The sequence below is a fragment of the Alkaliphilus crotonatoxidans genome (genome assembly GCF_054658015.1).
Map to the genome: position 1 here is coordinate 126,390 of NZ_BAAHXS010000005.1, position 20,028 is coordinate 146,417.

A 20,028-nucleotide genomic window follows, 5' to 3' on the forward strand; every position below is an offset into this window, starting at 1 on the left:
ATATGCTGTCTATTGGTATGGAACACGGCATTTTCCTGCTTGACATATTAATAGAGGACAAGAAATTAGGCCATAGCCGAGTATTCAAATTCACTTATTAAAAATGATGATAGAAAAAATGGTATAAAAACAGAAAAAATGCAAGTTTCCAGCTTGTTCCATTGCTGAATACCTTGCATTTACGATTATTATTGGTGGGCAATAAGGGACTCGAACCCCTGACTTCCTCCACGTCAAGGAGACACTCTACCAGCTGAGTTAATTGCCCAAATATTAGTGTTTTAAGCTACAATCTATATTACCATCTTTGGAAAAGGATTTCAAGTATTAATTTAGTATTAAACAGGTTTTTTTAAACTGGTTTTTGCATATTTTTTAAGGGCGGCTTCAAAAAAACGCCTAAAACCTTCCTCCCTTACAAAATCCCATTCCGATTCAGGTTCTAAGTCATAGTAGTAGCATCCGCTGGATGGATCCACCGAAAGGGAATCTAAGGGGAATCCCTTTTCTCTTTTTTTGTGGGGTGTATCCACCAATAGAAAATAGCCTGAAGAAAGATCCTCTCCCTGGTCTTCAAAAATATGCTCAGAATCAATTACCAGGCAAATGGCATTTTTATATTGGGCCTTGAGGCTTCCTCCCCTTTTTCTTGCCATGTTTGAATAATAACTGATCATTTCCTCATCGGTTAGCTCCTTGCCATTGATTCGCCGAACAAATACCCCCGGCTGCAGCTCCGGCTCCAGGCCTTCAAAATATAAACCGCTGTCACAGGAAAAAACCGGCAAACCAGTTGCTTGATAGTAGGCCAATGCCTTTTTTCTTGCATTTTCTAGGGGATTTTTCCCATCCTCTTCAATTTTGGGTAAGCTCATCTTTAGTTCATTTAAGCCTATCATTTCAATATCGGTTTCCTTAAGCATTTCTCTCATAGCCTTAATCTTTGCAAGATTTGAGGTACCGTAGATTAATTTCATTTAGTAATACTCCTTATTGTTTTTTTCTGCATATTCTATAATGAATTTATTTTACCCAATAGCTTTAAGCTATGCAAGTCCCTTAATGTAAAATATTTTGACAGAGGTTGACAAACTCTGGAAAAGTTTTATCGTTAGTTGTTTTGTATTTTAAATCATTGGGTAGATAATTATTATCATTTAACAGACAGGAGGTCAGAATAATGGCTTTAAAAGAAAACATACGCTTTATGAAGCAGCCTCTCATGAGAAAAGTCTTACTTAGCCTTTTGCCAGTAATCATAGGTAGTATTTACTTTTTTGGCTGGAGGCCGCTGGTACTTATGACCATAGTCACATTTTTCGGTGTCATGACAGAATATCTGTTTAAACGGAAATCTGGAAAGCCTGTTACCGAAGCAGTTATTGTAACCAGTGTTCTGTTTACCCTGACCCTGCCGGCATCAACTCCCTTCTGGGTGGGGGCCGTGGGAATTATCTTCGGTGTGGCCTTTGCCAAGGAAGTCTTTGGTGGCTATGGCTTTAATGTTTTTAACCCTGCTCTGGTGGGCAGAACCTTTTTATACGTTTGCTTTCCGGAGTATCTGACTGTACAATGGAATCTTCCCGCCCAGGGCTTTCCCGGGGGCTTTACTGCCTATTTGACACCGGCCCTTGATACAGCCAGCGGTGCCACGCCCCTTACCCTTTTAAGACAGACCGGTGCAGACTTACCCCTGGGGCAACTATTTCTTGGCAATATTCCTGGTTCCTTGGGAGAGACAAGTGGCCTGTTAATTTTACTGGCAGCTACCATTTTATTAATTACAAAGACAATTGATTGGAAACTCCTGGCTGCCCCCATTATAGGCTTTACCGCTGCATCTGGCTTTTTACACATACTTCATCCCGATACTGTTCCAGGCCCCCTCTATGGCCTGCTTTCAGGAGGGTTTTTATTGGTGGCGGTTTTCTTTGTCACCGAGCCCATTACTGCCCCTAAAACAACCCCCGGAAAATGGATTTATGGTTTATTGATTGGTCTTATCACAGTATTGATACGAATTTATGGAATTTTTGTAGGGGGAGCCATGTTTGCCGTCCTGATTATGAATACCTTTGTTCCCATATTAGATGAAGGATTCAAATACCTAAAGGCAGCTCGTAAAAGAAAGCAGGTGACAGCATGAAAAAAATCAATTACCGTTCAATTCTTTTCATGATTGCAATTACAGTAATCTTTACGGGTACCCTGGCCACCATTAATGAGCTGACAAAAAATCAAATTGACCTCAATGAAGCCCTTAAGCAGCAAAAATCCCTGCTGTATGTGTTAGATTTCCCCATTGAAGATAAAAATGCCATCGAGGTAAGCAACCTTTTTTCCACCCAAATTAAGGCCGTGGAAAGGAATGGCCTTCATTACTATGAAGGGTATGAAAACGATTCTTTGGTTGGCTATATTTTCCCCATTGAAGGGGACGCTGTTTGGGGAAGTTTACAGGGCTATGTTGCATTAAGCCCTGACCTACATCAAATTTTAGGGCTAGATTTTCTTTCCCATAGTGAAACCCCTGGGCTGGGTGGCCGAATTGATGAGCCGGCTTTTAAGGAGCAATTTAGACAAATCGACATTAATCCTGATCAGAAGGACACTGACTTTATCATATATCGTCCCACCCCGGGGGGACAAGTGGATGCCATTACCGGTGCCACTGGAACCTCCAACGCCGTCAGACGGATTTTAAACAGCAACCTGCAGGAAATTATTAATCAAATGAAGGGAGGGTCTTTATATGATTAAGGGAAAGGAGCTAAAAAACATATTTGCCATGGGCATCTTTAAAGACAACCCGATTTATCGGCAGATCCTAGGAATATGCTCTGCCCTGGCAGTTACGAATTTGATGATGAATACCCTGGTAATGGGGATTGGACTAATTTTTACAACTGCCTTTTCCAGCTTGACTGTTTCGCTGCTTAGAAAACATACCCCCAGGCATATTCGTATGATGGTTCAAACTCTAATTATATCTGCCTATGTGATTATTGTTGACATTACGCTGAAGGCCTATTACCCTGCCATGAGCGAGGCCCTTGGCCCCTACGTGGGGTTAATTATTACCAATTGCATTGTAATGGGCCGCTGCGAGGCCTTTGCACAGAAAAATCCTCCCATAGCCTCCTTCTTAGACGGAATCGCCGCTGGGCTAGGCTATACCTTTGTTCTGCTGATCATCGCCTTTTTCAGAGAATTATTGGGCTTTGGCACCCTGTTTGGAATAGCCGTCATGGGGGATTGGTGGACCAACTGGATTTTTATGATTATGCCCCCTGGCGCCTTTTTCATGCTGGCCCTGGTCATATGGGCCGCCAACAGCCTTTCAGCATCCAGAGATCAAGAAGCCACAGCTTCGACTGCAGGAGGTGTTAAATAATGTCTGATATCCATCCCTTTGTCATCTTATTTGCCTCTATCTCTACCAGCAATATGGTGCTTGCTAATTTCCTTGGTATGTGCTCCTTTATTGCTGTATCTAAGGAAATTAAAACCGCCCTGGGATTAGGCCAGGCTGTTACCTTTGTTTTAACAGGCACCACCATCATTAATTATATAATCTATCATTATGTTTTGGTTCCCTTTGGCCTGGAATATCTCAGGTTTATCGTCTTCATTATCACCATCGCTGCCTTTGTACAGCTGGTTGAAATGGTCATAGAGCGATACCTGCCCAATCTATACTACTCATTAGGTATATTTTTACCTTTAATCACTGTCAATTGCGCCATTTTAGGTGTGTCTCTTTTTATGGTAATCCGTAATTATTCCTTTACCCAATCCATCGGCTTTGGTGTAGGCTCCGGCTTAGGCTGGGCCCTGGCAATTCTGGCAATGGCAGGCATTAGAACCAAGCTAAAGAAAGCACCCATTCCCAAAGGCCTTGAGGGACCTGGTATCACCTTGATTATTACTGGCCTGATGGCCCTGGCCTTTATTGGATTTTCAGGAATTGTGAGAATACAGTAGCAAGGGGGGCTGACAAATGAACACAATACTCATCACCACTGGTATTATTACTGGAATTGCAACAATACTGGCAATTATTCTAACCCTGGCCGATGCATTGATTGCCGATTATGGAGAAAAAAAGATTCGTATTAATGGTGATAAGGAACTAATGGTGGAAGGGGGAAAAACCCTCCTTTCATCCCTGGTGGGCAATGAAATTTTCATTCCCTCGGCCTGCGGCGGCAAGGGAAGCTGCGGCTACTGCAAATGTAAAATAAATCAAGGGGCAGGGCCTGTATTGGCAACCGAGCTTTCCTATTTGACCGAAGAGGACCAGCGGAATAATATCCGGCTTTCCTGTCAGATTAAGGTCAAGGAGGATATGGAAATTGAAATTCCAGAGGAGCTTTTTAATGTAAAAATGTACACAGGTGTAGTGGATACCATAGTGGATCAGACAGAAAAAATAAAGCTGTTAAGGATAAACATTACCGGTGAAAACCAACCAGAGATAGACTTTAAACCGGGCCAGTACATTCAGCTTTCTGCTCCCCCCTATCCTGGAAACCAGGAGGAGGTTTATCGGGCCTACTCCATCGCCTCACCAACCAAGCAGAAAAGGTCAATTGACCTACTAATCGGCTATGTTGAGGGCGGCATATTGACCACCTACGTTCATCAGCATCTTTCAAAGGGGGACTCAGTAAGCTTGAATGGCCCCTATGGAGACTTTTATCTGCAGAATACAGATGCTGAAATTGTTTTGGTTGCTGTGGGAACTGGTATGGCGCCAATATTAAGCATACTTTATGAGCTGCTGGAAAGAAACAGCCCAAGAAAAACCACCTTTTTCTTTGGTGCCAGAACCAGGTCTGATCTATTTATGCTGGAGCAAATGAAGCAATTTGAGGAAGAACTAGAGGATTTCACCTTTATTCCTACCCTTTCAAGGCCCACCGAAGCAGATCAATGGGAAGGAAGCGTCGGTCGGGTAAATGATGCCATTGATCGGTACCTAGCTGCTTCAAAGGCCGAACGAGAGGCCTATCTTTGCGGTAATGGGCCAATGATTCAATCCACCATTGATAGCCTAATGAAAAAAGGGTTCGATGAATCAAAAATCTATTATGACAAGTTCAACTAGAAAAAGTGCTGCAGCCAACAGGCCGCAGCACTTTTACAATTTTATTAATTAATCTCTATAATAGGCAATAACCGATTCAAAGCGCTCTCTGGGTCTTATCTCTTTAATTTCTCCATCGATCATCAAATATTCAGCAGGACGAAGAGAAAAGTTGTAGTTTGAGCTCATGGAATGACCATAGGCGCCGACGTCACAAACCACCAGGTATTGATCCTTTCCCGGAGCCTTCATCCTCCGATCCTCTGCAAAACGGTCACCGGTTTCACATAGGGGGCCCACAATATCATAAATGCCTTCTTTTCCGTCGTCAAACTGAGGATAGATATGATGATACCCTTCATACAGGCTGGGCCGTATTAAGTCTGCCATAGAGGCATCGGTCACCACAAAGGTTTTATAGGCTGTCTTCTTTACATACTCAACCCTGCCTATCAGTACCCCGGCATTTCCAATAATAAAGCGGCCCAGTTCCATAATGATTTCCATATTGAATTTCTTCAATACCGGAATTACCCTTTCCTGATAGACAGTCAGGGGAAATTCACTGCCGTCCCGCATATAGTCTATGCCCCAGCCACCGCCGATATTAATAAAGCTCAAGCTGTGATCCTTTAGGCCCTCAACAAATTCATAAACCTTGGTGTAGGCATCCTCATAGGGGCTGACCTGCAGAAGCTGTGATCCAATGTGCAGATGTAATCCGCTGATGGTAATATAGGGATGATGAAGGTATTGGGCAATCATTTCACCTGCAGCAGCTAAATCCATGCCAAATTTATTTTTCTTTAAGCCCGTAGAAATATAGGGATGGGTAATTGGATCAACGTCAGGATTAACCCTCAAGGCTACGGTGACAGGCTGCTTCATCTCTGTTACCACCTCTGCCAGGCGGGCCAGCTCCTCCCTGGAGTCCACATTAATGGCTCGGGGGCCATAAAGAACCAGCTCCCGCAATAGCTCCTTCGTTTTTCCATTGCCGTTTACAATTACCTCGCCAGGGTCAAAGGCAATTCTTTTGCAGGCTTCAAATTCTCCCTTTGAAACGATATCAATACCAACCCCTGCTTCCTTTAATTTCTTCAATAAATAGAGATTATTATTGGCCTTGGCAGCAAAGGAAATATGATATTTCATTCCATCAAATACCGATTGCACCTTTTTAATATTGGCTTCAACTTGATTCCAGGAATATAGATAAAAGGGTGTGGGTCTATTCTTTACGATTTCTGATAAAGGGATTCCCTCTATGGCCAGCTGATTGTTTTCATAGCTTATCATTGGTATCCTTCCATTCTGTTAAAATTTCAGTAAATGCCTCCAAAAACTCATCCATATGATCTTTTTCTATAATTATTGACGGTAATAATCTTAAAATGTTCCTATTTGTCATATTGACCAGAATCCTTCTTTCCATAAATTGTTCCTTAACTAACCCGACATTCTGCAAAATTACAACCCCCAGCATCAGGCCCTTTCCCCGTATTTCGCCAAGCATTTCGGGAAAGGCCTGCTGAAGCTGTCGAAGTCCCTTCACCAAATAGGCTTCCTTTTCCTGTACCGATGCCAGCAGGCCCTCCTCCAACAGCTCCAGGGTTCTTCTCCCCAGGCTGGCAGCAATAGGATTAGGTGCAAAGGTTGTTCCATGGTCACCAGGTTTAAAATAGTGACTCATTTTATCCTTAACTAAAATTCCCCCCAGGGGCAATCCGCCTCCTACCCCCTTGGCAAATAGAAGCATATCGGGAATCACCGAGGTATGCTGATAGGCGAATAGCTTTCCGGTTCTGCCCATTCCCGTCTGTATTTCGTCAAGACAAAGCAGTACATTGTGCTTATTACAGAGTACAGCCGCCTGTTCAATAAAGTCCTCTGAAACGACATTGATTCCCCCTGACCCTGAAATGGGCTCAAATAGCAGGGCGGCAGGTTTTTGGGCCAACATGATCTCGTCCAGTTTGCCTAAATCCTGCCCAGAAAGCTCATAAACCGGCATTTCAACTGTGGGGAAGTCCTGCTGTACACTGGCCATCCGGGTTAGCTTCAAGGCCCCCAAGGTTCTTCCATGGAAGCTGTCCTTAAAGACAATGATTCCTCGCCTATTATGATCCTGGCCATATTTATGGATATATTTCAGGGCCGCCTCGGTGCTTTCCGCACCTGAATTAGTAAAAAATATTTTTCCTTTAAAAGTGCTATTAATCAATTTTTCAGCCAGCAACAGGGCAGGCTGGTTATAAAAATAATTGGAAATATGAGAAAATCGGCTGGCCTGACACGCTATTTCCTTAAGCAGCGCTTCATGGCAGTGCCCCAAGACATTAACGGCTAATCCTGAAAATAAATCTAAATACCGCTGGCCCGCTACATCGGTTATATACATTCCCTTTGCTTCTTCTACCACAATGGGGAGTCTATCATAGGTGGGCAGCAAGCAGGCTTGATCTAAAGCCATCCATTTTTCTGTCATCATACCCTCACCGCCAAACCAAAGGAATTACCGATTAAATCTATTGCCTTCGTTTCATCCTCACTGTCTATGGCAAAGGTAATTTTGATTTCAGAGGTTGTTACCATTTTTACCTCCACCTTGTTTGCAGCCAATATTTCAAACACCTTTGCCGCTACCCCTGAATGGGTTCGCATGCCTAGGCCTACCACAGATATTTTTGCAATATTGTCATTGATCTCCCACAAAATATCCGGCTCCTCTTCCTTCCATTGGTTAAGCACCGCTTCTGCTACCTTCAACTCAGTTTTGGGAATGGTAAAGCTCACATACATCTTTCCATCCTCTGTAATCATTTGGGAGATCATATCTACGTTGACCTCCTCCTCTGCCATTTGGCCAAAGAGCCGATATAGGCAGGTGGTAGAAGCTGGTAAATGCAATACTGTAACCTGTATATCATCAAGACTTGATGCCATTCCCGTAATAACAGTTTCCTCCATTGGCTCTGTACCTCCGTATTCGATCATTGTACCTTTTTCCTGTGAGAAGGTTGAGGCTACGTATAAGGGAAGTCGATACTTATTGGCCAGCTCCACTGCCCGATAATGCATGACCCCCGCTCCCAGACTGGCCATTTCCATCATTTCCTCATAGCTGATACGTTCAAGCTTTCTGGCATTTTTCAGCTTTCTGGGGTCCATCGTATAGATTCCCTCAACATCAGTATAAATTTCACAGCGGCCCTCCAGCTTTGCTGCCAGGGCCACTGCTGAGGTATCACTGCCGCCCCTGCCCAGGGTGGTATATTCATTATTCTCTGTAACACCTTGAAACCCGGCTACAACAACAATTTTATTATTTTTTAGGGCCTCAAGCACCCTCGATACATCAATATCCTTAATCCGGGCTTTTTGATGCAGGGCAGTGGTCTGAATATTAAGCTGGTAACCGGTATAGGAAACCGCCGAATAGCCCTTAGCAATTAAGGCCATCGATAATAGCGAGATGGAAACCTGTTCCCCGGTGGTCAAAAGCATATCCATCTCCCGGGGGGCAGGTTCACTGGAAATTTCCCTGGCCAGGGCTATTAGTTCATCGGTGGTTTTTCCCATGGCCGATACAATTACGACTACATGATAGCCTTCATTTCTTTTTTGTATAATTCTGTCGGCAACCTTTTTTATTTTGTCTATGGAGCCAACAGAAGACCCCCCATATTTTTGTACAACAATTTTCATCGTCCTTCGCTCTCCTATGCTTCCTGAATATTGCGAAGAACCTGAACAATTTCTGTCTTGGATTTAGTTTTATCATCAATGGTTTTGATGACCCTGGCAGGTGTACCGGCCACCACCACATTGGGGGGCACATCTTCAATGACTACGGCACCGGCGGCCACCACTGATCCCTTTCCTATTTTAACACCCTCCAAGATAACAGCATTGGCTCCCACCACCACATCATCCTCAACAATAACGGGGGTGGCAGAGGGGGGCTCAATGACACCTGCCACCACCGTTCCGGCTCCTATGTGACAATTTTTTCCTATAATTCCCCTTCCTCCGATGACTGCATTCATGTCAATCATGGTACCCTCACCTATAACAGCCCCTATATTAATGACTGCCCCCATCATAATAACTGCATTGTTCCCTATTTCTACCTGCTCACGAATAAGGGCCCCGGGCTCAATTCTTGCTTGAATATTTTTCATATCTAACAAGGGTATGGCAGAATTTCTCCGGTCATTTTCAATGACATAATCCTCAATTAGCCCCTGGTTTAATTCTAAAAATGAGGATAGATCCTTCCATTCCCCAAAAACCGTTCCCGATTCAGCTCCTACAAAGGGCTTCAGGTCATATTGCTTCCAGTCTATTTTACTTAGTTCGCCCTTAATATAGGCCTTGACTGGTGTCTTCTTTACACTTTTACCAATATACTCAATAATGTAATTTGCATCCATCAATATGTTCCTCCCATATTTTCTTATGTTATATTTGATATACTATAAACCTAATACATCCTTCATATGATAACGTCCTTTATCCTGCTTGATGATGAACTTTGCAGCCACCAAAGCCCCTTGGGCAAAAACAGACCGATCATGGGCCTCATGGACTATTTTGATGGTCTCCAGGTCATTGATGAAATGAGCTTCATGTAAACCAACTATATTGCCTCCCCGTATGGCATGTATTCCAATTTCCCCCTTTTCCCTGGGGCATTGGCCCTCACGGCCATACTGATGCCTGGCAGGGGCCCCCAGGCCCTTTTCAATAGACTCCACAATAGTGACAGCACTGCCAGAGGGGGCATCCATTTTCCGGTTATGATGGACCTCTACCACTTCAATATCAACCATATCCTTTAACCGGCTTGCCACCTGCTCCACCAGTGAAAACATAATGTTCATCCCCATTGACATGTTGGTGGCCTGGATAATGGCAATTTCCCCAGCAGCCGCCTCAATCTTTTCATTTTGCTCTGCTGTAAAGCCAGTGGTGCCCATCACCAGGGGTATTCTTTGACTCAAGCAATAATCTAATACCTGATCCATAGCATCGGGATGGGAAAAATCGATCACCACATCGGGCTGAACTTTAATATTTGACAGGGGATGCTCCTGATCGACTCCCCCAATCCATGTCCAGTATGGGTCCTTTTCAGCGGCAGTCTTGATCATCTGCCCCATTCTTCCTCCAATCCCCCAAATTAATAGCTTCATCTTATCCTTCCCTTCATATGATTTCGAAATGCTTCATTTCATCCAATAATTTAAGTTTGTTTGCTTCTTCCATGGCAGTAAGGGGAAGTCTAAGCTCGTTTTCGATCAATCCCATGGCTCCCAGGGCAGCCTTTACGGGGATTGGGTTTACTTCTGAAAACAGTAAATCAATCAAATGCTTATACTTCACCTGCAGCCCAATGGCCTCCTGGATATTGCCTGATTCAAAGGCCTGGCACATGGCCTGCATTTCCTTTGGAATCACGTTGGCCGCTACAGAAATTACTCCATGACCGCCACAGGCATAGATCGGAACAACCTGATCATCATTACCCGAATAGATTTTGAAATCGGAAGGTACAATGCGTTTAATTTCCAATACTTGCGATATATTTCCGCTGGCTTCCTTGACACCAATGATATTCTCTACCTTTGACAGGGCCAATACTGTATCAGGAGTTAAGTTTACACCGGTTCGTGAAGGGACATTATATAAGATAATAGGAAGCTTCGTTGATTTTGCAATTTCTGTGAAGTGAGCAATCAATCCCCGTTGGGTTCCTTTATTATAATAGGGGGTTACCACCAATATGCCGTCGGCCCCCAGGGCCTCTGCCTGCCTAGTATATTCAATGGATTTTTGTGTATTATTGGTACCGGTTCCCACGATTACAGGAATTTTTCCCCCTGCCTGCTTAACAGCTATTTTAATCAGCATATTCCTTTCTTCATCGGTCTGAGTTGCGGCTTCCCCTGTGGTTCCCAGCACAATCAAGGCCTGGGTTTGATTATTAAGATGAAAATCAATGAGTTTAATAAAGGCCTCCTGATCAACCTTTCCCCCCTTAAAGGGAGTTACGATTGCTACTGCTGAACCATTAAACATTTCAATCCCGCTCCTTTCTACTGTTTTTGATTTTCTAAGACTTCTAAAATTTGAACTGCATTGGTGGCCGCTCCTTTTCTAAGGTTATCTGCCACTACCCATAAAGAGACGGCCCTTTCATTGTATAAATCCCTTCTGATTCTGCCCACATAGGTAGCATCGGTATTGGCCACTTCAAGAGGGGTCGGATAATGATTATTCCTTGGATCATCCATTACCACTATCCCCGGCGAAAGTTTTAATATTTCTGTGATTTCATTGATTTCAGGTTTTTCTTTAAATTCCACATAGATCGATTCACTATGACCAAATAATACTGGGATTCTAACGGTTGTGGCATTGATTTCAATATTGTTGTCCTCAAGAATTTTCTGTGTTTCATATACCATTTTCAGTTCTTCCTTGGTAAATCCGTTATCATTGAAAACATCTATATGAGGAATACAGTTGGCAGCAATTCGCTTTGGATAAACTCGATTGGGATATGCCGCATCCTTAACTTGATTTTCTAGCTCATCTATGGCTTTTTGCCCACTACCCGAAACCGCCTGGTAGGTGGAAACAATGATTTTTTTGATTCCATACCTTCTATGGAGTGGGGCCAGGGCCACCACCATTTGAATGGTAGAACAATTTGGATTGGCAATAATTCCCTTGTATCCCTTTAACGCGTGGGAATTCACCTCAGGCACCACTAAAGGAATCCCCTCTGTCATTCGCCATTGTGAGGAATTGTCAATTACAGTATTACCAGCCTTTGCTGCAATCGGGGCAAATTTTTCAGAGATGCTTCCACCGGCGGAAAATAGTAAATAATCAAAGTTTTCTGCCATGGCCGCTTCGGTTAACATCTCAACGGCAATTTGCTGATTCTGGTAGGGAATCAGGGTACCGACGGATTTTTGCGATGCAAATAACCGGAGTTTATCAATAGAAACTCCTCGCTCCTCTAATATTTCAATCATCTTACGGCCTACTGCTCCTGTGGCACCTACAACCCCAACTGTTAGTCCCATAAAAAAACCTCCTTATGTTTAAGATTAAGTAAATAAAACATGCTTTTACATAGCTACAGATTTTTCCCTGTATTAATTTATATGTGGTTATTGCCCTATCTGTTCAAATAAAAATATATTTGTACAAATCTCTTAAGTCCTATCCTGCTGATCTAATAATATTTTATATTACAGGCAACAAAAAAAACTCCCAGAATCTCGGAGTTTGTTAATGTAACACTAAGCAGACAATAGAAGCCCCCTGGAAAAGGGTCTTTTTCTTCTTAAATTACGTTTTAACAAATAGCACTCCATAGATTTTCTCTATGACAGTTATCCAGTTCTTCACTGCGATAACCAACCGCTGAATTGAAGGAAACCCAGCAATTTCGGCACGTCAGCCTTTCTATGATAGTATTGAGTATCCTTGCCCTCTTAGCACCTATCATATAATCTTCTTCAGTGCGCCTCTATTTATTAATACCTTTTTAATTGTGTATTGTACGTAGTTTATCATAAGCCTTGGGGCCTGTCAACTTTTAAATGTAAAAATATTTATCGAATTCCAGGTTATAAAAAACAGCAAGCCCTTGGCTTGCTGTCAATATAAAGCGTTATTAATGAACCCAGCTATAGTAAACTAATAGTAAAAGTCATGGTCGCCGATGGTTTTCATGAATTTGCGATTTTGGACAATCCAAAAGTTTGTTGATTTACCAGGATTTAAAAAATATAGGGCGTCTCCCACCGGTCGGCTTCCGTTGAGGGCATCCCGGGCAGCATTAATACTGTCGCTATTGGGTGTGTTGTAAATGCTTCCATCAAGTACAGGAGAAAACTGAGTATAGCCCTGCTGCTTATCGAACACAACTCCCTTTATGCTATTGGGGAACAGGCTGCTTTTTACCCGATTCAGTATGACATTACCCACAGCCACCTTGCCCTCATAGGGTTCACCCTGGGCTTCAGCATGGATAATTCTGCTTAACCAGTATAGGTCCTCTTCCCGGTTCCCCCTTGAGGCGGTTTCTTGGCCAGATGGGCTAGAGCTGCCTTCTAGGGCCTTCATAGAAAGCACCTGCCCCTTTAAAAGGGTATCACTATTCATATTGTTGTAGGACTTTAGCTGAGCTACTGTTAATCCTGCCCTTTGGGCAATTAAATATAATGTATCGTTTTCCTGCACAACGTACTGGTTAGTTGTAATGGGAGCGTGACTGGGCCCTGCCGACCCTTCTACTGGTTCTTCATTAGACCCTTGTTCAGCCTGGGTATTTTTTTCCTCCTGAGCTGTTACTTCAGGCTCTTTTTCATCTTCCGCTTCATCCTCACTACCCTGGGGGTATGTATCATCTTCTGTCTCTTCAGCCCTCTCATCCAGCAACTCCTCCAGGAGCTCCTCCTGAAGCCCAAGGTCCTCCTGATTAAGTGTAAGAATCGGCGTTTCTTGCCCCCTTAAAAGACTAAGGGCGGTTACTCCTGAAGCTCCCAATAAAAGCACCAGGCCTAAAGCAATGTATTTTTTCTGATTTTCTCTCATACGCATCAACCCAACCTTTCTATGTTCATTAAAATTCTAACATAGTCAATGGGTGATGTTTAAGCTGTAACTTTTTCCAACCTATTTAAAGAGCTTGTCCATTAATTTTTTTATTTGATCCTTCCGGGCCTCTGTTTCCCTTATATCAACGGTAATAGCGTCTCCGTCGATCATGATGACATCCCCCTCCTGGGCTGAAGGTGGCAATAATTCCCGTTTTATTCTCTCAAGGCCACCTTCAACCTCAATCACAGCATATTTTTCCTCAAACCGATCAATAATCCCCTTTTTCACCATCATTCCCCCCATTCATTCTGTTCATAATAACCTTTCTCTAGACACCAAAGGTTACATGGGTACGATTTATATCTGAAAGTCGATGGCAGCCCGTCATAATCATGGTCTCCTTTAGCTGTTGACCCAATCTTCGGGTATAAACCGCCACACCCTCGGCTCCACCCCCATAGGCAGCAACGGCATAGGGCCTGCCAATTAATACAGCGTCAGCCCCCAGGGCAATGGCTTTAAATAGATCAACACCACTTCTAAAGCCGCCATCAATCAATATTTTCATCTTTCCGCCCACTGCTTCAGCAATTTTAGGCAGCACCTCTATGGTGGCGTAGGTATGATCAAGGACCCTGCCTCCATGGTTGGATACAACAATGCCATAGGCTCCGGCCTCAAGGGCTTTTTTAGCTCCCTCTACAGTCATAATTCCCTTTAAGATCACTGGGAGCTTTGTAGATGAAATGATTTCCTTTAATTCCGCTACTGATTTTGTGGAAACCGGCTTTCCCAGCATTCCCAACAAGATCAAGCCTGCAGCATCAACGTCCATTGCAATGGCCATGGCTCCCTTTTCCTCGGCCTTTTTAATCTTGGCCAAGATTTCATCCTTTCGCCAGGGCTTAATGGTGGGAATCCCAAAACCATTACTTTCACCCACAACCTGTAGGGGCAGGTCGTAGAACTCATCCTTTACGCCATCTCCTGTAAAGCCTATAACTCCGGCCTCCTTACAGCCCTCTATAATTGCCTTGGTATATTGAAAGTCATCAAGATGATCACTGTAATTCGCTCCTACCGCCCCAATGGGAGCTGCAAAAACTGGATATTGAAAGGTATGCCCAAATAGTTCCAGGGTGGTGTCAATTTCCCCCTCTTCCACCAGGGTATCAAGATTAATTTTTACCTCGTTCACCTTTTCACGATTCCGAATAAAGGATGAACCCGAATCCTTTCCCCCAACCCCAGGGGTTTCACCTCGACAGACAACACCATTACAGTCCTTGCATACACGACATTTGGTACCGATTATTTCCTTGGCCCGAACCAGTATATCATTGTATTCCATATCCATTCCTCCTGTATGTTAAATTACAATTCTATTGTAACAATTTTAGCCCTAACTTCAAAGGACATTTTGGAAAAACCCAATGGCAGCAACGTAAATTTAAAGTTTTTTCCCATTCTGTTCCACAACAGCGTAACAGTCTTTTCTAAGATGCTGAAGAAGGGGCAATTGACTTCTGATTTTTTCTACATAGCTCAGGTCAATCTCACCATAAACCACCGCTTCTCCCTCACCAGCCTGGGCAATAGCTTGCCCCCACGGGTCAATAATGGCCGAATGACCGTAGGCATGATAGTTAGCCTTTAGGTCACGGGCGGGGGACGCTGCAACAAAATAAACCTGGTTATCCAGAGCCCTTACCTGAAGCAAGCTGCTCCAATGGGCAGGGCCAGTGGTCATATTAAAGGCAGCCGGTACAATGATCACCTTAGCTCCCTTTAATGCCATCAATCTCATTAGCTCTGGAAAACGCATATCATAGCAGATTCCCAGCCCCATGGTGCAAAATTCTGTTTCAAAGACCGTAGCCTGGCTTCCTGCCCCCAGGGTATCAGATTCCTTAAATCGTATACCATTGGGAATATCAATGTCAAAAAGGTGCATTTTACGATGTTTTCCAATTAGGTCACCATGGGGGTTATATACATAGCTGGTATTAAAAATTTGGTTATCCTGTTTCTCTGGAATAGAGCCACCAATCAAATAAATTTTTAGCTCCCCAGCCAGCCTCGACAGAAAACTGGTTGTCAAGCCTCCGTATTCCTCTGCAAATAGGGGAAAATATTGATTTTCATAGGGACAGTTAAACATCTCGGGTAAGACCACCAGCTGGGCATCCCGTTCCTTTACAGCAGTACGAATAAGTGATTCCGCCTTTTTCAGATTCTGCTCCTTATGATCAGTAACCATCATCTGACATACCGCCACAGTAAATTTTTTCACGCTGCTCTAGCCTCCTTTTCATTCTTCCTTTTATCTTTTTCAGATAAATGTTATTATGATTAATTTTATTTTATCACAGACATTTGTCAAAGCCGTCAATTCAGTTTAAAATAGACATAGGCACTACATAAAGGAGGATTTCTATATGCGCACTATCTATTGGTTTATCAGTTTTTGGATTGATACGATTTTTGTATCCTTTTCTATTCCCAGGGCAAATCGCCTTGAAAAACAGAATCGATTAGAGGAGAGACGAGGATTTGCCCATAGGGCTGCAAGAAAATGGGCTGCCCGAGTTCTTCACCGTACCGGCAGCAATATTCAAATCACCGGCCTTGATCATATTCCCCAGGATCAGCCTGTCCTTTTTGTCAGCAATCATCAGGGCAACTTCGATATACCTATTTTATTGGCCCATTTACCCAAGCCACTGGGTTTTGTAGCTAAAGTAGAACTGAAAAAGCTCCCCCTGGTCAATCGCTGGATGGAGCTTTTGGATTGTGTATTTATTGACCGTAACGACATGCGACAATCCCTCAGAACCATTACCAAGGCCATAGATCTATTAAAGGGTGGTCATTCCATGGTGATTTTTCCCGAAGGAACTCGAAGCAAGGGCGATGAAATAGGGGCCTTTAAACCCGGCAGTTTAAAAATGGCCGCTAGAGCAGGGGTCTCAATAGTCCCCATCACCATTAAGGGCTCCTATAAAATTATGGAGGCCAATGGCAACCGGATTAAGCCTGCCAATGTACAGGTCATTATAGCTAAGCCCATCGATACAACCGGCCTTGACAAATCAACCGACCTGACAGCCATGGTATTTAATCAAATTAAGACCAGCCTGGAACAATCATAATACTTTATTTTTTAGATACATAGGGATTATTTTTAATATAATACCGCCAGGGGAAATCAATGGCCTCCTGGGCATAACCTATATTAATTCGTTTTGTGGTGACTATTTCAAAGGGCTGCGCTTCTGTATCTGTAATGTAAAAGCGCTCGCTCCATAGGGCGGCTTCATTATGCTCCTTTGTTATATTAAAGGCCTTGCATAGCTTTCCAGGACCATTGGTAAGGCCCTTCAGCTGGGGTTTAGTGAGGCTGTCCAGCTCCCTTTGATACCGATTGTAGGCCATGGCTTCCATTCCTTCCAAGGGCTCAATTCCTCTAATTAATACTGCTGCTGCAGCTCCCTCAGGTTCTGTTACCACATTTAAACAATAGTACATTCCATAAATTAAATAGACGTAGGCTCTTCCCGGCTCCCCGAACATCACCCTGGTTCTGGGGGTCATTTTATTTCCATAGCAGTGGGCTGCCTTATCGATTGCTCCTATATAAGCCTCCGTTTCAACAATCCTTCCCCTTAATACGTAGTTCTTTTCTCTTTTTACAAGAACCTTTCCCAATAAATCCTTAGCAACCTCAAGGGTTGGCCTATTATAAAACTGACAATCTAATTTATCCATGCTACCATCCTTACCTTTATTCTTCTTACTATTAATTATAGCATATTTTATTCCTTGGCCTAAAAGAAAAGGTCACCAATCATCCTCTATCGCCATAATATAATGATACAGGTTAAATTGATCATGGGGGTGCAACCAAGGGTGGAATATCTATCGCAATTTAATATTATTACCATTGGCCTATTGGCAAGCTTAATTGCCGGGCTTTGTACCGGTGTAGGGGCTTTACCAATTTTTTTTACCAAAGATATCACTCACAAAACCTTAGATACCATGCTGGGCTTCGCAGCAGGGGTCATGCTGGCAGCCACCTGCTTTAGCTTAATTGTACCGGCTGTAGAATATGCCGGGGGCGGCATGGGCGGTGCTGCTATCGCAGTGATCGGAATATTGATAGGAGGTATATTTTTAGACTTCATGGATCAATACTCTCCTCACAATTTGCTGGTTAAACTGCCCAACGACAGAGACACGCAACAGCTTAGAAAGGTCTGGCTCTTTATTATTGCCATTACCCTTCATAATTTTCCCGAGGGGTTAGCTGTTGGGGTGGGCTTTGGTAATGGTGATATCGGTAATGGTTTAACCATTGCCATCGCCATAGGCCTTCAAAATATTCCTGAGGGATTGGCCGTTGCCCTGGCCCTTATAAGAGAAAAGTACAATACCAAAAAGGCCTTTTTAATCGCCCTGGCCACAGGTCTGGTGGAGCCCATCGGCGGACTGTTGGGGATTGGTCTGGTTCATGTGGCTGAGCCGGTTTTACCCTATGGCCTGGCATTTGCCGCCGGAGCCATGCTCTATGTCATTTGTGACGAAATTATTCCCGAAACCCAGCGAAACGGTTATGAGAGAAGGGCCACCTATGGACTTTTAATAGGCTTTGTTATCATGATGTTTTTAGATGTTAGCCTAGGTTAATAAAAAAATATTCTTCTCCTGTTAAAGCAACAATAATTGGGTATTAGAACCTTAGAGCCTTCTAAAAATGGACTTAAGGAGAGGATGAAATGAAATTTATCAGCAATAATCATACTGATCCCCACTACAATCTGGCCCTGGAGGAATATGTATTAAAGCATCTTGATCCCCAGGAGGATTTTGTAATCCTGTGGCAGAACAGACCCTCCATTATCATTGGCAGAAATCAAAATACTATGGAAGAAATCAATGCCGAATACGTTAAGAAAAATGATATTTCTGTAGTTCGTCGCCTTTCCGGAGGCGGTGCGGTTTACCACGATTTTGGCAATCTAAACTTTACCTTTATTGTGAAAAATGATCAAGACAGTGTCAGCAACTATCGTAAATTCACCAAGCCTGTTATCGACGCCCTGAATCGTATCGGAATTCCTGCCGAATTTTCTGGCCGAAATGACATCACCATCGAGGGGAAAAAATTTTCCGGAAATGCACAGTACTATTACCGAAATAAGTTGCTGCACCATGGTACACTGCTCTATCATTCTGAGCTGACTCGCCTTCAGGAGGCTCTAAAGGTTCGTGCCGACAAAATTTCCTCTAAAGGAATTAAATCGGTGAGGAGCCGTGTCACCAATATTGCCGATTACATGGATCGTATCGTGCCCATTAATGAGTTTCGTGACCTGTTATTAAAATATATTTTTGAATACCAGCAGCAAACACCTCAGGAATATATTTTAACAGACCAGGATCAACAAGGTATATTGGAAATTATGAACAACCGCTACATGACCTGGAATTGGAACTTCGGAGAATCACCTGATTTCCACATTCAAAAATCGAAACGCTTTACAGGGGGTCTATTGGATATACGCTTTGATGTACAGCAGGGGAAGATCAGTCAGCTGAAAATTTACGGCGATTTTCTAAGCTCCAGTGATGTATCGGGACTGGAGGAAAGGCTGACGGGCCTAACCTACGAAGAAACGGCCATCACTGATGGATTAAAGGATCTTGAGCTGAGCAATTTTCTGGGTCAAATTACCCTTGATGAACTAATTGAATGCCTATTTTACTAAAAGAAAAGGAGCACCAAATGATTATATTAATCATCAGGTGCTCCTTTAGTCTTATTCCTGTCGAATAAAATCTCCAGATTTTCCACCGGTTTTTTTAACTAGCTTAATGTCGGTGATGGTCATTCCTCGATCTACAGCCTTACACATATCATAAATGGTCAATGCAGCCATCGAGACCGCTGCCAAAGCCTCAATTTCAACACCAGTTTTACCTGTGGTTCTTACTACCGCCTCAATATCGATTTTACTATTTTCTTTATCAATGGAAAAGTTAATATCTGCCCCGGTTAAAATGATATTATGACACATGGGAATCATGCTGCTGGTCTGCTTAGCAGCCATAATGCCCGCCACCTGGGAAACTGCAAGAACATCTCCTTTACTAATGTCTTTATCAATGATTTTTGCAAGGGTTTCTGGCATCATATAGATTTTTCCTGTAGCCACAGCCTCCCGTTTAGTGTTGAGCTTATCTCCCACCTCAACCATTTTAGCCCTTCCCGCCTCGTTAAAATGGGTAAATTCCTTTGACTCATTCATCCT

Annotated in this window: 22 protein-coding genes, 1 tRNA gene and 1 riboswitch; of the genes, 8 read left to right on the top strand and 15 right to left on the bottom strand. The window is 43.2% G+C overall.

The genetic code is table 11. The annotated features are described in order from the left end of the window. Positions 1-192: 192 nt before the first annotated feature. Positions 193-268 (bottom strand) — tRNA-Val (locus ACYQ1I_RS11775). 70 nt (positions 269-338) lie between these two features. Further along, positions 339-977 carry a non-canonical purine NTP pyrophosphatase gene (locus ACYQ1I_RS11780; protein ID WP_459765580.1) on the bottom strand — a complete coding sequence of 213 codons (639 nt, stop codon included), beginning with the start codon at positions 975-977 and terminating at the stop codon, positions 339-341. A 203-nt stretch (positions 978-1,180) separates the two neighbouring features. Between ACYQ1I_RS11780 and ACYQ1I_RS11785 the strand changes: the two genes are divergently transcribed. The 5 genes from ACYQ1I_RS11785 to ACYQ1I_RS11805 are packed head-to-tail and all read left to right on the top strand — an operon-like array spanning position 1,181 to position 5,110. Next, complete coding sequence (locus ACYQ1I_RS11785) at positions 1,181-2,146, top strand: RnfABCDGE type electron transport complex subunit D (RefSeq protein WP_459765582.1); 966 nt, start codon at positions 1,181-1,183, stop codon at positions 2,144-2,146. Then, complete coding sequence (locus ACYQ1I_RS11790; protein WP_459765584.1) at positions 2,143-2,760, top strand: RnfABCDGE type electron transport complex subunit G; 618 nt, start codon at positions 2,143-2,145, stop codon at positions 2,758-2,760. Before ACYQ1I_RS11785 ends, ACYQ1I_RS11790 begins: the two co-directional genes overlap by 4 nt. Next, the gene (locus ACYQ1I_RS11795; protein ID WP_459765586.1) at positions 2,753-3,394 is read left to right on the top strand and encodes an NADH:ubiquinone reductase (Na(+)-transporting) subunit D; all 642 of its coding nucleotides are present in this window, start codon (positions 2,753-2,755) and stop codon (positions 3,392-3,394) included. The genes ACYQ1I_RS11790 and ACYQ1I_RS11795 overlap by 8 nt, the downstream gene beginning before the upstream one ends. Next, a complete protein-coding gene (locus ACYQ1I_RS11800; RefSeq protein ID WP_459765588.1) occupies positions 3,394-3,984 on the top strand; it encodes an NADH:ubiquinone reductase (Na(+)-transporting) subunit E in 591 nt (196 codons plus the stop codon). Before ACYQ1I_RS11795 ends, ACYQ1I_RS11800 begins: the two co-directional genes overlap by 1 nt. Before the next feature lie 16 nt (positions 3,985-4,000). Next, positions 4,001-5,110, top strand: coding sequence for an NADH:ubiquinone reductase (Na(+)-transporting) subunit F (locus tag ACYQ1I_RS11805; protein WP_459765590.1), 1,110 nt, complete (start codon positions 4,001-4,003; stop codon positions 5,108-5,110). Positions 5,111-5,158: 48 nt separating this feature from the next. Here ACYQ1I_RS11805 and lysA read toward each other — a convergent pair whose 3' ends face one another. The 11 genes from lysA to ACYQ1I_RS11860 all read right to left on the bottom strand — a co-directional run bounded on the left by lysA (position 5,159) and on the right by ACYQ1I_RS11860 (position 16,007). Further along, positions 5,159-6,388 carry a diaminopimelate decarboxylase gene (gene lysA, locus ACYQ1I_RS11810; protein ID WP_459765592.1) on the bottom strand — a complete coding sequence of 410 codons (1,230 nt, stop codon included), beginning with the start codon at positions 6,386-6,388 and terminating at the stop codon, positions 5,159-5,161. Continuing rightward, entirely contained in the window at positions 6,375-7,580 is a 1,206-nt protein-coding gene (locus tag ACYQ1I_RS11815) for an aspartate aminotransferase family protein (RefSeq protein ID WP_459765594.1), read from the bottom strand. Before ACYQ1I_RS11815 ends, lysA begins: the two co-directional genes overlap by 14 nt. Continuing rightward, positions 7,577-8,797: an aspartate kinase gene (locus ACYQ1I_RS11820; protein ID WP_459765596.1), complete on the bottom strand. Its 1,221-nt coding sequence runs from the start codon at positions 8,795-8,797 to the stop codon at positions 7,577-7,579. The genes ACYQ1I_RS11815 and ACYQ1I_RS11820 overlap by 4 nt, the downstream gene beginning before the upstream one ends. 14 nt (positions 8,798-8,811) lie before the next feature. Next, on the bottom strand, positions 8,812-9,525 hold the full coding sequence (dapD, locus tag ACYQ1I_RS11825; protein ID WP_459765598.1) for a 2,3,4,5-tetrahydropyridine-2,6-dicarboxylate N-acetyltransferase: 714 nt from the start codon (positions 9,523-9,525) through the stop codon (positions 8,812-8,814). A gap of 42 nt (positions 9,526-9,567) precedes the next feature. Further along, positions 9,568-10,287, bottom strand: a complete 720-nt coding sequence (gene dapB / locus ACYQ1I_RS11830) for a 4-hydroxy-tetrahydrodipicolinate reductase (protein WP_459765600.1) — start codon at positions 10,285-10,287, stop codon at positions 9,568-9,570. A gap of 13 nt (positions 10,288-10,300) precedes the next feature. Further along, complete coding sequence (gene dapA, locus ACYQ1I_RS11835; protein WP_459765602.1) at positions 10,301-11,173, bottom strand: 4-hydroxy-tetrahydrodipicolinate synthase; 873 nt, start codon at positions 11,171-11,173, stop codon at positions 10,301-10,303. 17 nt (positions 11,174-11,190) lie between these two features. Next, positions 11,191-12,189 carry an aspartate-semialdehyde dehydrogenase gene (locus tag ACYQ1I_RS11840; RefSeq protein WP_459765604.1) on the bottom strand — a complete coding sequence of 333 codons (999 nt, stop codon included), beginning with the start codon at positions 12,187-12,189 and terminating at the stop codon, positions 11,191-11,193. Positions 12,190-12,464: 275 nt separating this feature from the next. Next, positions 12,465-12,649: riboswitch (Lysine riboswitch) on the bottom strand. A gap of 159 nt (positions 12,650-12,808) precedes the next feature. Next, positions 12,809-13,708 carry a cell wall hydrolase gene (locus ACYQ1I_RS11845; protein WP_459765606.1) on the bottom strand — a complete coding sequence of 300 codons (900 nt, stop codon included), beginning with the start codon at positions 13,706-13,708 and terminating at the stop codon, positions 12,809-12,811. Positions 13,709-13,789: 81 nt separating this feature from the next. Beyond that, a complete protein-coding gene (locus ACYQ1I_RS11850; protein WP_459765608.1) occupies positions 13,790-14,002 on the bottom strand; it encodes a DUF3006 domain-containing protein in 213 nt (70 codons plus the stop codon). A 40-nt stretch (positions 14,003-14,042) separates the two neighbouring features. Beyond that, the gene (locus ACYQ1I_RS11855) at positions 14,043-15,065 is read right to left on the bottom strand and encodes an alpha-hydroxy-acid oxidizing protein (protein ID WP_459765610.1); all 1,023 of its coding nucleotides are present in this window, start codon (positions 15,063-15,065) and stop codon (positions 14,043-14,045) included. A gap of 99 nt (positions 15,066-15,164) precedes the next feature. After that, positions 15,165-16,007: a carbon-nitrogen hydrolase family protein gene (locus ACYQ1I_RS11860; protein ID WP_459765612.1), complete on the bottom strand. Its 843-nt coding sequence runs from the start codon at positions 16,005-16,007 to the stop codon at positions 15,165-15,167. 145 nt (positions 16,008-16,152) lie between these two features. Between ACYQ1I_RS11860 and ACYQ1I_RS11865 the strand changes: the two genes are divergently transcribed. After that, positions 16,153-16,866: a lysophospholipid acyltransferase family protein gene (locus ACYQ1I_RS11865; protein ID WP_459765614.1), complete on the top strand. Its 714-nt coding sequence runs from the start codon at positions 16,153-16,155 to the stop codon at positions 16,864-16,866. A gap of 4 nt (positions 16,867-16,870) precedes the next feature. Here ACYQ1I_RS11865 and ACYQ1I_RS11870 read toward each other — a convergent pair whose 3' ends face one another. Continuing rightward, a complete protein-coding gene (locus ACYQ1I_RS11870; RefSeq protein ID WP_459765616.1) occupies positions 16,871-17,482 on the bottom strand; it encodes a DNA-3-methyladenine glycosylase in 612 nt (203 codons plus the stop codon). A gap of 102 nt (positions 17,483-17,584) precedes the next feature. Between ACYQ1I_RS11870 and ACYQ1I_RS11875 the strand changes: the two genes are divergently transcribed. After that, positions 17,585-18,403 (top strand): ZIP family metal transporter, encoded by an 819-nt coding sequence (locus tag ACYQ1I_RS11875; protein WP_459765618.1) that lies wholly within the window; start codon positions 17,585-17,587, stop codon positions 18,401-18,403. 89 nt (positions 18,404-18,492) lie between these two features. Then, on the top strand, positions 18,493-19,485 hold the full coding sequence (gene lplA / locus ACYQ1I_RS11880) for a lipoate--protein ligase (RefSeq protein ID WP_459765620.1): 993 nt from the start codon (positions 18,493-18,495) through the stop codon (positions 19,483-19,485). 51 nt (positions 19,486-19,536) lie between these two features. Here lplA and moaC read toward each other — a convergent pair whose 3' ends face one another. Further along, positions 19,537-20,025 (bottom strand): cyclic pyranopterin monophosphate synthase MoaC, encoded by a 489-nt coding sequence (gene moaC, locus ACYQ1I_RS11885; protein ID WP_459765622.1) that lies wholly within the window; start codon positions 20,023-20,025, stop codon positions 19,537-19,539. Positions 20,026-20,028: the final 3 nt, after the last annotated feature.